Genomic DNA, 13,778 nt, shown 5'->3' on the forward strand with positions numbered 1-13,778 from the left:
CGGCCTGAATAGAAAGTTCGCGGCCTGGCCCCCCACCGGCGACTGAAGTCGCAGCAACAACTACGGGAAGCCTCGCAAACTGCGCGAGGCTGATCCGCTCATTCTGTGGCATCAGCGCTCACGACCAATCTCCTTTCATCCGCCGTGGTCGCGCGCAGCGCGGTGTTCGACTCAGGATGACATCATACCGGGGAATCGCGGCAGAATTCAGATCGATCACCCCGCGCGCAACCGCTCGATCACCGCGGCGATGTCCGGCGGGAGCGGGGCGTCGAAGGTGGCGTGCTCGCCGGTGGCGGGGTGGGTGAAGGAGAGGCGGGACGCGTGCAGCGCCTGGCGCTTGATGAGCGACAGCCCCGCGCGGCCGTACTGGCGGTCGCCCAGCACGGGATGCCCGGCGTGCGCCATGTGCACGCGGATCTGGTGCGTGCGGCCGGTGTCCAGCTCCAGCTCCAGCAGCGTGGCGCGCGCGAGGCGCTCCAGCACGCGGAAGCGGGTGCGCGCGGGCTCGCCGCCCGGGCGGATGGTGCGCAGGTTGGGCTGGCGCGGGTCGCGGCCGATGGCGGCGTCGATCTCGCCCGCGTCGTCGGCCACCACGCCGTCCACCAGCGCCTGGTACACGCGCCCGATGCCGCCCTCGCGCAGCTGCGCGTCCAGCCGCGCGTGGGCCACGGCGCTCTTGGCGAACAGCACCAGCCCCGACGTGTCGCGGTCGATGCGGTGCACCGGCCGCACCTTCGCCTTCACCCCGCTGCGCTCGAAGTGGTGCACGATCCCGTGCGACAGCGTTTCCGTCTGCCCGGGCGAGGTGGGGTGGACCAGCACGAAGGGCGACTTGTCGATCACCAGCACGTCCTCGTCCTCGTGCACGATGGCCAGCGGCATGTCGACCGGCTGCAGCGCCGTGTACTCGTCCACGCCCACGCGCGCGGCGATCAGGTCGCCCGCCCTGACCTTGCGGGCCAGGAACGCGGGCTTGCGGTTCAGCAGGATGCCGTGGGCGCGGGTGAGCTTCTGGATCATCCGCCGCGACACCTGCATGGGCCCGGTGAGCACCTCCTGCACCGTGCGCCCCGCCTCGTCGTCCGCCACCGTGTGCTCCAGCCACCGCTGCGTCATCGTCCCCCGCCGTCGTGGTGAATCCCATCGCCCCCGCCACAAGATCGGGGCCGCGACATTCCGCGTCCATCCCTCGCTGGCGGCGTGCCCGGCGGATAGTATCCACGCCGCGCGCCCGATTTCCATCTCCGCCTCACCTTGCCGCCGGCGCGCGCGGGAATCATCATCTCTCCCCATCTCCCTGAATCACCCGCCGTTTCCGGCCCAATCCGACCCACGGAGGACCCGTTGATCCGCACCACCCTGGCCGCGGCCGCCGCCGCGGCGCTGCTCGCGCCCGCGCTGCACGCGCAGGCCTCGTATCCCGTGAAGGGCACCGGCACGGTGGTGCTCCGCGCCGCGCGGGTCATCGACGGAACCGGCGCCGCGCCCATCGCCAACGGCGAGGTGGTGGTGACCGACGACCACATCGTGGCCGTCGGCCGCCAGGGCGCGGTCACGGAGCCGGCCGGCGCGCGGGTGATCGATCTGGGCGACGCCACGCTGCTGCCGGGGTTCATCGACGCGCACGTGCACATCATCGGGCGCGCGCTGAACGACCCCGGCAGCAACGACGCCGCCGTGCGCGACTTCCCCTCGTTCGGCGCCATCCTGGGCGCCGAGAACGCGCGCCGCACGCTGATGAACGGCTTCACCACCGTGCGCGTCCTCGGATCGCCCAACTTCGACGACGTGGCGCTGCGCACCGCGATCGACGGAGGATACGCGGTGGGCCCGCGGATGCAGGTGGCGGCGCACGCCATCGGCATCACCGGCGGCCACTGCGACGAGAATGGCTTCCGCCCGGGGCTGATGGACACCGACTACCGCCAGGGCGTGGCCGACGGGCTGGAGCAGGTGCGCGCGGCCGTGCGCTACCAGGCCAAGTACGGCGCCGACGTGATCAAGATGTGCGCGACCGGCGGCGTGCTGAGCGAGGGCGACGCGGTGGGAGTGCCGCAGTTCACGCAGGAGGAGATGAACGCGCTGGTGGAGGAGGCGCACAAGCTGGAGCGCCCGGTGGCCGCGCACGCGCACGGGGCCGAGGGGATCAGGATGGCCGTGCGCGCCGGGGTCAGCTCCATCGAGCACGGCTCGTTCCTGGACGAGGAGGGCGCGCGGATGATGGCCACGCGCGGCACCTTCCTGGTCCCCACCCTCTCCGCGGGCGAGACGGTGGTGGCGGCGGCCGACCGCGGCGTGCTGACCGGCCTGCGCGCGCAGAAGGCGCGCGACGCGGGCGCCGCCATGCGCCGCGCCATCCGCATCGCCGTGGCGGCGGGGGTGCCCATCGCGCTGGGGACGGACGCGGGCGTGGGCCCGCACGGCGCCAACGGCCACGAGTTCACGCTGATGGCCGAGTGGGGCGGGATGACGCCCATGCAGGTGATCGTCGCCGGCACCAGCAACGCCGCGAAGCTCCTGGGGTGGCAGAACCGCATCGGCACGCTGGCGCCGGGGAAGCTGGCCGACGTCGTCGCCGTCGCCGGCGACCCCATGCAGAACGTGCGCACGCTGGAGACGGCCACGTTCGTGATGAAGAACGGCGTGGTCTACAAGGAGCCGCAGCCGCGCCGCTGATCCCGCAGCAGCGGAAGGGGAGATGACGAGCCGCCCGCCGGACGCGTTCCGGCGGGCGGCGTCCCGCGTCCGGACACGAAAAAGTTCCGCTTCGGGCCAGCGGTCCCTATGTTGGTCCCGTTGATGCCGGCATCTTTAGGGTTCGGGAGAACGACCGATGAACGCGTCCCGCCTGGCTACCCTCATCGCCCTCCTGCTGGCGTTCGTGAGCTCCGTCGCCGCCGTGCTGGTGGTTCCGGAAGTCCGCTGCGCCCTGGGCCTGGAGACGACTCAGCGGCAGTGCGGGCCGCGCACGGCCTCCGCGCAGGGCGTGGAGAACCAGTTCACCTCGCCGGCGGGCGGCCCCGTCGCAAACGGCGAGCGGATGACGGCCGCCGCGGCGGTGCTGCGCATCCGCGCGCGCTTCCAGCAGGTCGAAGGCGATGTCGAGGGCGGGCGGCTGGGTGAAAGCCGCAAGGACATCTCCGGCCTGGCGGGCGACAGCGCGTACGCCACGATCTACCAGTCGGGCGGCGAAATCCCCAAGGTCCGCGCGCGCATCTTCGCGAATGGCAACCGGACCGCGTACCAGGCGTACTACGACGGCGGCCGGCTCTTCTTCCTCTTCTACACGGTCGACCGCCTGCTCCCGTCGGGCCCGCAGCGGCTGGAGGAGCAGCGGTTCTATTTCGACGACGGCCGGATGATCCGCTGGCTCGCGCCGGGCGGCGAGGTTTCCAGCGCCTCGGCCGAATACGCCGACGCCGAGCAGCGGATGCGCTCGCTCGCCGCCCGCCTGCTGGACGGCGCGCGCTCCGGCGACGGCACGATCGCATTCTGACCCCGAATCCGGGAATTCAGTTCGTGCATCCTCGCCGCATCAGCCCGACGTCATCCTGAGGCCGGCCACACCGTAACCGCATCTACACGAGAGGTTGCAGGCCGAAGGATCTATCGTCGCCGCAGCACGTGATTCGGCGAGGTGCACTGATACCGAATTCGTCGATCGATCGTGCAATCCGGAAGCTCACGTGTGACCTCGCCTATAGATCCTTCGGCCTTCAACCGCTTGTGCGGAGGGCAACGACGGCGTGGCCGGCCTCAGGATGACGTCTCTCTGTGGCGTTTGTAATGCACAGATGATTGCCAGATCCGGTATGATACTTCCGCCGGATTTGTTATGATCGCCGGAAAGGGGTTGGGGGATGGAGATGCGAAGCGGCCGGCCGCGCGGGATGCGGCCGGCCGCTGCCTCTTCATCCTCCCCGGTCAGCGCTGCGATTCGTCCGCGACGGAGGCGACGACCGGGATCCGTAGCCGCGTGCCGGCCGGGACGACGGCCCCGGAATCGAGCCGGTTCAGCCGCGCGATGGCGGCGATGGGGACGTCCTCGCGCGCGAACGGCGCCGCCAGCTCGCGGAGCGTGGCCGCGCGCTGCACCGCCAGCAGCGCGAGCCGCGGCTGCGGCGGCGTCTCGCCGGGCATGGGGGCGCGCGCCTCGCGGATCATCCACTGCACCGCCTGCTGCAGCTCCTGCACGCCCGCAGCGTCGGCGATGCCCGTGATCTGCCATCCCACGCCCGTGGTTTCGAAGAACGCCACGATGCGCGTCCCTCCGCCCGGCAGCGCGTCCTGCCACCAGAACACCGGCTTCCGGTCGATCTGGAACGCCAGCGGCGCGATCCGCCGCGCGCCGCCGGGGATGTCCTGGTACTGCTGCGCCAGCCCCTCCGCGCCCTCGGCCGCCACGCCGCGCAGCACCAGCACCGCGTGCGCCGCCGGCGAGGTGGCCGACAGGTAGCCGCCCAGCATCCGCGCGGTCCACAGTGGCGGCAGGCCGATCCGCGCCGGCTCGCGCACGCGGTAGTACGCGCCGCCCGCCACGAACCCCAGGAACCCGCGCTCGCCGGCGATGAATCCCAAGAGCGTGGAATCCAGCGGCAGCGTGAGGCGGATCGCGCGCGGCGCTCCCGACGGCGGTGGCGCGGCGGCGAGGCGTTCCGCGCGTCCGGGATACGCCGGATGCGTCCGCGCGAACGCGGGGAACAGGTCGCGCGCCTCGTCCCGCGCGAGCGCTTCCAGCACGCCCGCCCCGGTGCGCGCCGCGTACGGCGACCCGGCGAACAGCGTGGCCGCGATGCTGTCCGCTGTGCGCTCCTCGGCCGGCGTGTACGCGCGGAGGAGAAAGCGCAGCCCGAGCCCCTGGAACGACAGCGGCTCCTCGGTGGCGGACGCGAACCCCGGCCCGAGCAGCGCGTCCGAGACGCGGATCGCGGCCAGACGTGCGCGCAGCCCCGGGCTCCAGCGGTCGTGCCCGGCGGCCTGGTGGCCGATCGCGTGGGCCAGCACCACCGCCAGCTCATCGTCGTCCCGCAGCTGCTCCAGCATGCCGCGGGTGATGAACAGCGTCTCGTACGGCGCGCCGAAGACGTTCGGCACCGGCGAGTCCAGGATCAGGAAGTGCGGGCGCGGCGCCTCCAGCCGCGAGGGGCCCAGCAGCCCGTTCACCACCTGCTGCATCCGCAGATCCATTAGCACGTCGTGGTACCCGCCCACGGCCTCGTTCGTGACGCGCATCTCCACCAGCCGCCCCACCTGCTCGTCGGTGGCGGAGAGCGGCGGCAGGTCCGTCTCGCTCTGCGCGTGGAGGCCGCCGGCCACGGCGAGCATCGGCGAGGCGCAGAGAAGCACGCGCGCCAGGAAGCGAATCGTCATCGATCCGGATGGACGGTGGGAAACATTTGGGTGCGACGGAGAACGTGCCGCCGTCGCCGGATCTGACGCCATCCCGGCATGCCCGCGGCTCGGCGAAACGAAGGGAGCGGCTCGCGATCCAGCCTCGCGAGCCGCTCCTCGTCATCCATCGACCCACCTCAGCGGCCGCCCGGCTCCGCGATCAGCACCACCCAGTACACGCGGCCCCCCGGCCGCTGCGCGAAGCCGATGCCGAACTCCGACTGCGCGCTGAACTGCGGCTCCAGCCCCAGCAGGTGCGCGCGGTGATGCGGCGAGCCCATCCAGTCGCGCCACGCCGCCGCCGCGCTGTCGTACCCCTCCGCCGCCGACTCGATGTTGTTCCCCGCGAGCGCGTGATCGTACGCGGCCGGGAGCGCAAATCCGGCGCGCTCCACCAGCGTGTTCGCGCCCAGCCCCTCCGGCGCCACGTGCGCGAAGTACCCGCGCGCCGCCATGTCCCGCGCCCGCTCCCGCGCGACCTGCGCAAGGATCGCGTTCCACGCCAGCCGCGGACGCCGCTGCTCCGCACTGCCCGTGAGGATCGCCGCCATCTCCCGCTCGCGCGCGTCCGCCAGCGAATCCCCGTCCCGCCGCACCTCCGGCGCCGCCTCGCCGCGCACGACGGGCACCTGATACTGGACGATGCACGCCGGCAGCGCGGCCATGCAGCCGAGCGCCAGGACGAGGAGCGATCTCCGGAACGGCACGATGGGGATCAGGGAGATGAAGATGGAGATAGGGTCAGTTCCGCGTTGGCCGCGGTGCCGGCGGGGCGATGGGCGCGAACCGCCTCACCCCGGCCGCGATCGCGCCCGCCATCCGCGCCTGCCCCGCGGCGGATGCGATAAAGCGCGCGTCATGGGCATCGGTCAGCACCGCCATCTCCACCGTGACCACCGGCACCTCCGAGAAGATGGACCCGGTGAGCGCCCCCTGCCGCCCGCCGACGAAGGTGCGCGAATCACCCAGCACGCCGCCGTCGCGCAGGTGGCCGGGGCTGAGCCGCGTGGCCATGGCGCTGTCGAGCGCGTAGGCGGCAACGCGGCTCCGCGCCATCACCGCCGCGGACGGCCCGGTGCGCCCCTCCGCCGTCCCCCGCCGGTCCGGATAGTACAGCGTGAAGCCGGTGCCGCTCCCCACGTCGCAGTGCAGCCGGATCATCAGCGCCGCCCCGGCCCGGTTGGCGATCCGCGCGCGCTCCACGTTGCGCACCACCTGCCGCTCGGCCGACTTCGTCATCCGCACGTCGTACCCCGCCGCGACGAGCGAATCCCGCAGCCGCACCGCCACCTCCCACGCCGCATGCACCTCCGCCACGCCGTGGCCTGATGCGCCCACGCCGTTCTCCGACGGATGCCCGGGATCGATGACGATGACGGGTGGGGCCGCATGCTCTCGCGCCGGGCGCTGGGCAGACTGCGCGGCGGCGCCAGACAGGGCGGCCAGGATCAGGCTGCGCCGGAGGGCGCCGGAGAACAGCGATGTCATCGGATTCAGTTCTATGGGAAGCCCTCGGAGCACCGAAACAAAAATCTGTCGCATGAGGAAGCGAGCGACAATATTGGTTGGCCAAGCAGGGCGCTGTCTCCCGCCGTCCCCGCTGCATTCTTCGTCGCTCCCCCCGTTCAGATCACCTCTTCACGCATGGCCGAGGGTTCATGGAGGACGCTCCCCCGAGAGGAACCAGCTGGCAGGTCTGGGCCGTAGTCACCATCACCGTGGCCCTGCTCAGCGGGCCCGTGATCCCACGCGTGATCGACCACGTGGAGCAGCAGCGGGCGCATATGGGCCCCTCGTCGCTCCCTGTCTCAGAGCGGCTGCTGACGTTCGAGGACCTTCAGGGGAAAAGCTCGTGGGACTTGGACGTTCTGCGCAACGAGATCTACGCGCGGCATGGCCGGCGGTTCGAGAACCGCGCGCTCCAGAGCTACTTCGACTCGCAGCCGTGGTACAAGGGCGTCTATTCGCCGGATCGGTTCCGCGAAGACCAGCTGAACCCGGTCGAGCGTGCGAACGCATCGCTCATCCGCGAGTTCCAGTCGAGCCGCCACTGAGCAGCAAAAAGGGGAAGCCGCAGCCGGCTTCCCCTTCCGCGTGAACGGCCATCGCTCATCCGTCAGATGTGGAGCGCGTGGCCGAGGCTGGCCAGCGCGGCCTCGCCGATGGCCTCGGAGAGCGTGGGGTGCGGGTGGATCGCGCGGTCCATCTCCTCCGCCGTGGTCTCCAGGTGGCGGCCGACCACGAACTCGGCGATCAGCTCCGTGGCGTGCGGACCCACGATGTGCGCGCCCAGCACCTCCGAATACTTCTTGTCCCGGATCACCTTCACGAACCCGTCCGTCTCGCCCGCGGTCAGCGCGCGGCCGTTGGCGGTCCACGGGAACACGCCCACCTCGATGTCGTGCCCGGCCTCGCGCGCCTGCTCCTCGGTGAGGCCCACCGAGGCGACCTCGGGGTGGCAGTAGGTGCAGTTGGGGATGTTGCGGTAGTCGATCCCCGCGTGTGGGTCGCCCTTGATGGCCTCGACGCACGCTACGCCCTCGTGCGACCCCTTGTGCGCCAGCAGCGGCGGGCCGGCCACGTCGCCGATGGCGTACACCCCCTCCACGTTGGTCTTCATCTGCCGGTCGATCTTGATGAAGCCGCGCTCGTCCAGCTGCACCCCCGCCTTCTCCAGCCCGATGTCCTGCGTCAGCGGCGCGCGGCCGATGGCGGAAAGGACGCGCTCCGCGTCGATCGTCTGCGTCTCGCCCTTCGCCGTCTTCACCGTCAGCTTCACCGACGTCTTCCCGATCTCCGCCTTCTCCAGCCTGGTGTTCGTGAGGATGTTCATCCCCCGCTTCCTGTAGCTCTTCTCCACGACGGCCGAGCAGTCGCGGTCCTCGAGCGGGAGGATGCGGTCGGCCACCTCGATGATGGTCACCTGCGTGCCGAACGCGGCGTACACGTCGGCGAACTCGCAGCCGATGGCGCCGGCGCCCACGATCGCCAGCGTCTTCGGCGCCTCCTGCGACATCATCGCGTCGGTCGAATCCCACACGCGGTCGTGGTCGATCTTCAGGAAGGGCAGGTCGCGCGGCTTGCTGCCGGTGGCGATGATCACGTGCTTGCCGGTGATCGTCTGCTTCTTCCCGTCCCTGTCCGTCACCTCGACCTTGCCGCCGCCCGCCAGACGGCCGCGGCCGGGAACGTGGGTCACCTTGTTCTTCTTGAAGAGAAAGCCGATCCCCTTCACCAGCCGCTCGGACACCTGCCGCGAGCGCTTCACCGCCTGCGCCAGGTCGGTCCTGATCTCGCCCACCGTCACGCCGAACTCCTTGGCGTGGCCCAGGTGGGAGATCATGGCCGCGCTCTCCAGCAGCGCCTTGGTGGGGATGCAGCCGATGTTCAGGCACACGCCGCCCAGGTTGGCCTCCTCCACGCACGCCGTCTTGAACCCCAGCTGCGCCGCCTTGATGGCCGCCACGTACCCGCCGGGCCCGGCGCCGATGACCACGATATCGTAAGCAGTATCCGCCACGTTCGCCTCAGGGAAAGCTCTGGTGCATCGGGAGATGCGCCGCCCGGGCGCGTCCTCCCCTCCGGCGCCGGGACGGGCCCGGCGAAAACGCCCCAAAGTACGGCCCTGCCCCGGCGGCGGCAACGACAGCGCCGAACCTCGTCCGTGGAGGCGCGTCACGATCCTTGCTCTTCCGCCGTCCCGACCGCACCTCGCGAAAGGGAAACGAATGTCGGATGTGATGGGGGATGCACATCGCCACATGAAGCGCGCGGCGCGGAAGGCGGCGCCGTGGCTGGAGCGGCTGGCGCGCGCGGGGTACTTCTCGCGCGGCTTCGTCTACGTGGTGGTGGGGTTGATGGCGGGGCGCGCGGCCTTCTACCACCGCCGCCCCGGCGCGATGCGGGGGGCCATGCTGGAGGTGGCGCGCCAGCCGATGGGGCGGGTGATGGTGCTCCTCCTGGCCGTCGGCCTGCTGGGCTACGCGGCGTGGCGCGCCGTGCAGTCGGTGCTGGATCCGGAGCGGAAGGGGACGAAGCTGAAGGGCATCGGGAAGCGCGTGGCCTACCTGTCCACCGCCGTCATCTACGTGGGCCTGGCCGCCGCGGCGGTGGCGATCGCGTACTCGGGGCACGGCCAGGGCGACCGCACCAGCGCCGGGCAGTGGGTCGCGCCGGTGATGCGGCACCCGCTGGGGCGCTGGGCGATCATCGTCGTCGGCGCGTGGATCGCGGGGTACGGCGCGTGGCTCCTCTACCGCTCGGTGGCGAAGGAGCCGGAGAAGAAGCTCGACGTCTCCCGCCTGCGCCCGGGCGTGCAGAAGGCGTTCAAGCTGGCCGGGCGGGTGGGGATCGCGGCGCGCGCCGTGGTGTTCGGCATTATCGGCGTGTGGATGGTGCGCGCCGCGCTGCACCACAAGCCGGGGGAGACGAAGATGCCCGCCGGCGCGCTGGAGACCGTCCGCGAGCAGCCGCACGGGCACTGGCTCCTGGCCGTCGTCGCCGTCGGCCTGGCCGCCTTCGGGTTCTTCGAGATGGTGAAGGCCCGCTACCGCATCATCCAGCCCGCGCCGTAAGGAACGGAAAGACGAAGCCCGCCGGGATCTCCCCGGCGGGCTTCGTCTCGTCTCGCACAAGCTCGATGTCAGGCCGCCTTGTCGCGCGCGGCGCCGCCGGGAGTGGGCGCCTGCTCGCGCTTCTTCCGCAGCACCAGCTCCTCCACCCAGTTCTCCACGTCCTCGGCATCCTGGCCGTGCAGCCGCGTCTCCTCCTCCTGTACGCCGTCCACCCCCTGGCCGCCGCTGCGCTCCACGATGGCGCCCACCAGCGAGCGCCAGGTGGTCTTCTGCGCCACCTTGCCGAAGGTGCGCATCCCGATCAGGTCCACCAGGTCCGACGGCCGCGTGAACGAGCGCACCTCGAAGCGGATGATGCCGCCCGGGCGCTCCTCGAACACGAAGCGGATGGCGCCGGAGAGCGGGTGCCCCTGCAGGGTGATGCAGGTGATGGCCAGGTCGCTGATGTCCAGCACCCGCACCTGGATGTTGCCGCGGAGCGGAAGCGCCATCGTCAGCGTGTTCCCCTCCTTCATCTCCGCGTGGCTCCCCGGCTCGACGCCCACCTGCAGCAGCGCGTCGGGCGTCAGCTCGTTGAAGCTGCCGCGCAGCAGGTGGAACAGCTCCTCGGCGCTCTTCCGGCTCCCGCGGATGTCGGCCCAGTAGCGCTGCCGCTCCAGCGCGCCCGTCCCCTCCGTCGGGAGCCGCTCGGGCATGGTGTCCACCAGCCGCCCCAGCCCCTCGCCCAGCGTGAGCGGGGTGACGCCGAAGACCTCGGTGAGCGCGTTGGTGCCGCCCGAGGCGATCACGTTCCCCTCGGTGAGCATGGTGATCTGGTCGTCGGTGACGCGCACGTCCAGCCCCACGGCCTCGGCCACGCCCGTCCCCAGCTTCGCCAGCGCCTCGGGGATGGGAAGACGGATCGCGTTCTTCCCCGTCAGCTTCTCCAGCAGGTCGATGACCTCGCTGGTGGTGGTGATGTCGGGGCCGGCGATCTCCAGCACCGTCTCGCGCGGCTGCTCGCGCTCGATCGCGCGGGCCAGCGCGAGCCCCAGGTCCTCGTGCCACACCGGCTGGAACGGCTGGTCGCCGCGGCCGATGACGGGGACCACGGGCAGGGCGCGCACCATCTTCAGCAGCAGGGAGACGACCTCGTCGCCGGGGCCGTACACGTTGCCCGGGCGCACGACCAGCCACCCGGCCGGCGCCTCGTCGCGGACCACGTGCTCGGCCTCGAGCTTGGACCTGTGATAGTCGCTCTGCCCCCGCTCCGCGCCGAGGGAAGAGACGTAGACGAAGCGGCGGACGCCGGCGCGCTTCGCCTCGCGGGCGAGACGGCGGGTGCCCTCGACGTTCACGGTCTGGAAGGTGACGTCGGGCGGGCGCTCGGCCACGATGCCGGCCACGTGCAGCACCGCGTCGCACCCCTCCGCCGCGCCGGCGACCGCCGCCTCGGTGCCCACGTCGCCGGAGTGCGGCTCCACGCCGCGGGGCCACTGGCGCGCGTCGTCGTCGGCGTGGCGCGACAGGAGGCGCACGGTGTGGCCGGCCTCCAGCAGCCGGTCCACCGCCGCTTTCCCCACCAGGCCGGTTCCGCCCGTCACCAGGACTTTCATCGCGTGTGCACTCCTTGTCGAAGGTTGGGGCGCTTCGGCGTGCAGGACGGGTGCCACGGACGGAGTACGAAAGTACGGGAGTACGGAAGTACGATGAGGAAAGTGCGGAAGTGCGGAAGTGCGGAAGTGCGGAAGTGCGGGAGTGCGGGAGTGCGGGAGTGCGTGGATGAAGTGTGGAATGCGTTAATCGGCCTCGGTGCGAATCCGATAAATCCAGAATGCGAGTGAACTCGCGGCTACAACGGCACACACTCGGCCTGCGCCGAGTTCGCTCGTGCCTCACCGATCAGGCGGTTGCCACCACCGTGGCCGCCGATGCGATCCTTGCCGGCGCGCCGGCGTGGCCCCCCGCACCGAAGTCCGCGAAGGCGGACTGCGTGCCGTTGTAGCCGTGACTTTAGTCGCATTTTCGCGCCACGATCCCCATCAGGCCCATCATCCCGTTCATCCCCATAATCCCCTTCATCCCCATCATCTCCGCAACGCACAAAACCCAGCGGAGCCACCGGAGATTCTCTCCGATGACTCCGCTGACTCCGTGTGACCCTCTGCTGCTCCGCGGAGCGCCGCACTCACGCACTCACGCACTCACGCACTCACGCACTTCCGCACTTCCGCACTTCCGCACTTCCGCACTTCCGCACTTCTTCACGCACTCGCCGCCGCCGCCTCCGGCTCCTCGACGGGCGCCCCGGCGTTCTCGAGCGGCACGTCGAACAGGTAGTACATCTCCCCCACGCCCTCGTTCTTCAGCAGGACGTGCGAGACGTTGAAGACGGGGACGCCGCCCGGGGTCCTGCCGCGGAAGGTGCCGTGGTGCGCGTGGCCGTGGAACACCGCCGCCGCCTTGAAGCGGTCGATGGGCTCCACCAGCCGGTCGTTGCCCAGGAACGGGAAGATCTGCTCCGGCTCGCCGATTACCGTGTCGCAGATGGGCGCGTAGTGCAGCAGCACCACCCGCTGCGGCGTGGACAGGCGGCGCAGCGCGAACTCCAGCCGCGACACCTCCTCCAGCGTGGCCGCCACGATCTGCTTGGTCTCGTGCTCGCCGAACGAGGTCAGCGTCCACCGCCCGAACCCGCCGATGAACCCCTTCACCCCCGCGAACCCGATCCGCCGGTCCAGCTCGAAGGGCTCGCCGTCCAGGATGTGCACCCCGCGCTCGCGCAGGATGGCCAGCCCGGCTTCCGCCTCGCCGCTCTCGTGGTCGTGGTTCCCCAGCACCGCCAGGATGGGGATGCGCACCTCGGCCAGTTCGCCGGCCACCACGCGGAACTCGGCCGGGGTGCCGCGGCGCGTGAGGTCGCCGGCCAGCAGCAGCACGTCGGCCTCGTCGTTCGCGCGGGCGAAGGCCTCGCGGTAGCGCCCCGCGTCTTCCTCGCCGCAGTGGAAGTCGCCCACCGCGGCGATGCGCACGATCCCCGACCGCCGCCGGTCGTCGCGCCGCCGACCGCCGCGGCGGTCGCTTCCCGGCTCCGCCGGCTTCGCCCCGTCCGTCATCCGTCCTCGCCCTCCGCCTCCGGGTCCTCGCCGCCGGCGCCCGCGGGGCCCGGCACCGACTCGCCCTCGTCCTGCTGCTCGTGCGACGCCATCTCGTCCCACACCGTGCTGGCCTTCAGCGCCAGGATCTCGGGGTGGCTCTTCATCCGCGCCGTGTACTCGTCGCGCAGGTCGCGGAACCCCCACTCGTTCACATCGATGGCGAACGAGAAGCGCGAGATCAGCGTGCCGCGCGTGGTGTCGTGCTCGTGGTCGTTCCCGGCCTCGACCAGCGCGTCACGGCCGGCGCGCTCCAGCAGCTCGCGCAGCACCCACTTGGGCACCTGAGAGTGGTAGCCGGGATACACGTACCGGAAGGTCTGCACCTGCGCCAGCAGCAGCGGCCAGTGCTCGCCCGTCTTGGCCAGCAGCCGCGTCCAGTCCATCTGGTGGCCCATGGTCAGGATCAGGTGGACGATGTCGGCCATGTCCTGCCGGTGCCGCTCGCTGATGAACAGCCGGTGCCAGAGCAGCTCCTCGGCGGGCGCGATGCGCACCGGCGTCGCCGCCAGGATCGCCGGCCGGCTGTAGCGGTACCAGTCGCGGTCGATCAGCGCCAGCCCGTTCCCCATCCCGTAGATGACGTCGACGAAGTGCTCCCCCTCGTCCCCCTCGAGCGCCTTGCTCAGCCAGTGCGGCTGCTCCAGCCGCGCGCGGAAGCCGGCGCCCTTGAGCG

12 protein-coding genes are annotated in these 13,778 nt (G+C 71.2%); 4 read left to right on the forward strand and 8 right to left on the reverse strand.

What is annotated here, in order from left to right; translation table 11 throughout:
- Positions 1–216: 216 nt before the first annotated feature.
- Entirely contained in the window at positions 217–1,119 is a 903-nt protein-coding gene (locus VLK66_RS01530; RefSeq protein WP_325307292.1) for an RluA family pseudouridine synthase, read from the reverse strand.
- Positions 1,120–1,347: 228 nt separating this feature from the next.
- Between VLK66_RS01530 and VLK66_RS01535 the strand changes: the two genes are divergently transcribed.
- Positions 1,348–2,679, forward strand: a complete 1,332-nt coding sequence (locus VLK66_RS01535; RefSeq protein WP_325307294.1) for an amidohydrolase family protein — start codon at positions 1,348–1,350, stop codon at positions 2,677–2,679.
- Between the two features lie 157 nt (positions 2,680–2,836).
- Positions 2,837–3,499, forward strand: coding sequence for a hypothetical protein (locus tag VLK66_RS01540; RefSeq protein WP_325307296.1), 663 nt, complete (start codon positions 2,837–2,839; stop codon positions 3,497–3,499).
- Positions 3,500–3,927: 428 nt separating this feature from the next.
- Here VLK66_RS01540 and VLK66_RS01545 read toward each other — a convergent pair whose 3' ends face one another.
- The 3 genes from VLK66_RS01545 to VLK66_RS01555 all read right to left on the reverse strand — a co-directional run bounded on the left by VLK66_RS01545 (position 3,928) and on the right by VLK66_RS01555 (position 6,882).
- Positions 3,928–5,373, reverse strand: a complete 1,446-nt coding sequence (locus tag VLK66_RS01545; protein ID WP_325307297.1) for a M48 family metalloprotease — start codon at positions 5,371–5,373, stop codon at positions 3,928–3,930.
- 158 nt (positions 5,374–5,531) lie between these two features.
- A complete protein-coding gene (locus VLK66_RS01550; protein ID WP_325307298.1) occupies positions 5,532–6,101 on the reverse strand; it encodes a CAP domain-containing protein in 570 nt (189 codons plus the stop codon).
- Between the two features lie 34 nt (positions 6,102–6,135).
- Positions 6,136–6,882, reverse strand: coding sequence for an N-acetylmuramoyl-L-alanine amidase (locus VLK66_RS01555; RefSeq protein WP_325307299.1), 747 nt, complete (start codon positions 6,880–6,882; stop codon positions 6,136–6,138).
- 170 nt (positions 6,883–7,052) lie between these two features.
- Between VLK66_RS01555 and VLK66_RS01560 the strand changes: the two genes are divergently transcribed.
- Positions 7,053–7,448: a YARHG domain-containing protein gene (locus VLK66_RS01560; protein WP_325307301.1), complete on the forward strand. Its 396-nt coding sequence runs from the start codon at positions 7,053–7,055 to the stop codon at positions 7,446–7,448.
- A gap of 62 nt (positions 7,449–7,510) precedes the next feature.
- Here the strand turns inward: VLK66_RS01560 and lpdA are convergent, their stop codons facing one another.
- Positions 7,511–8,914 (reverse strand): dihydrolipoyl dehydrogenase, encoded by a 1,404-nt coding sequence (lpdA, locus tag VLK66_RS01565; protein ID WP_325307302.1) that lies wholly within the window; start codon positions 8,912–8,914, stop codon positions 7,511–7,513.
- A 241-nt stretch (positions 8,915–9,155) separates the two neighbouring features.
- Here lpdA and VLK66_RS01570 point away from each other — a divergent pair, with 241 nt between their 5' ends.
- A complete protein-coding gene (locus VLK66_RS01570; RefSeq protein WP_325307303.1) occupies positions 9,156–9,968 on the forward strand; it encodes a DUF1206 domain-containing protein in 813 nt (270 codons plus the stop codon).
- A 68-nt stretch (positions 9,969–10,036) separates the two neighbouring features.
- Here the strand turns inward: VLK66_RS01570 and VLK66_RS01575 are convergent, their stop codons facing one another.
- From VLK66_RS01575 to VLK66_RS01585, 3 genes are all read right to left on the reverse strand, one after another.
- Positions 10,037–11,563, reverse strand: a complete 1,527-nt coding sequence (locus VLK66_RS01575) for a DUF1990 family protein (protein ID WP_325307304.1) — start codon at positions 11,561–11,563, stop codon at positions 10,037–10,039.
- A 648-nt stretch (positions 11,564–12,211) separates the two neighbouring features.
- Complete coding sequence (locus tag VLK66_RS01580) at positions 12,212–13,063, reverse strand: metallophosphoesterase family protein (protein ID WP_325307306.1); 852 nt, start codon at positions 13,061–13,063, stop codon at positions 12,212–12,214.
- The coding region (locus VLK66_RS01585; RefSeq protein ID WP_325307307.1) for a hypothetical protein at positions 13,060–13,778 on the reverse strand (719 nt) is incomplete at its 5' end. The genes VLK66_RS01585 and VLK66_RS01580, both read right to left, overlap by 4 nt.

The organism is Longimicrobium sp. (assembly GCF_035474595.1).
Taxonomy (GTDB): Bacteria; Gemmatimonadota; Gemmatimonadetes; order Longimicrobiales; family Longimicrobiaceae; genus Longimicrobium.

What these genes read in the sequence shown, in the direction of transcription:
- VLK66_RS01530 (WP_325307292.1), bottom strand. Translation starts at nt 1,119, where the DNA reads ATGACGCAGCGGTGGCTGGAGCACACGGTGGCGGACGACGAGGCGGGG.
- VLK66_RS01540 (WP_325307296.1), top strand. Translation starts at nt 2,837, where the DNA reads ATGAACGCGTCCCGCCTGGCTACCCTCATCGCCCTCCTGCTGGCGTTC.
- VLK66_RS01545 (WP_325307297.1), bottom strand. Translation starts at nt 5,373, where the DNA reads ATGACGATTCGCTTCCTGGCGCGCGTGCTTCTCTGCGCCTCGCCGATG.
- VLK66_RS01555 (WP_325307299.1), bottom strand. Translation starts at nt 6,882, where the DNA reads ATGACATCGCTGTTCTCCGGCGCCCTCCGGCGCAGCCTGATCCTGGCC.
- VLK66_RS01560 (WP_325307301.1), top strand. Translation starts at nt 7,053, where the DNA reads ATGGAGGACGCTCCCCCGAGAGGAACCAGCTGGCAGGTCTGGGCCGTA.
- VLK66_RS01570 (WP_325307303.1), top strand. Translation starts at nt 9,156, where the DNA reads ATGAAGCGCGCGGCGCGGAAGGCGGCGCCGTGGCTGGAGCGGCTGGCG.
- VLK66_RS01575 (WP_325307304.1), bottom strand. Translation starts at nt 11,563, where the DNA reads ATGAAAGTCCTGGTGACGGGCGGAACCGGCCTGGTGGGGAAAGCGGCG.
- VLK66_RS01580 (WP_325307306.1), bottom strand. Translation starts at nt 13,063, where the DNA reads ATGACGGACGGGGCGAAGCCGGCGGAGCCGGGAAGCGACCGCCGCGGC.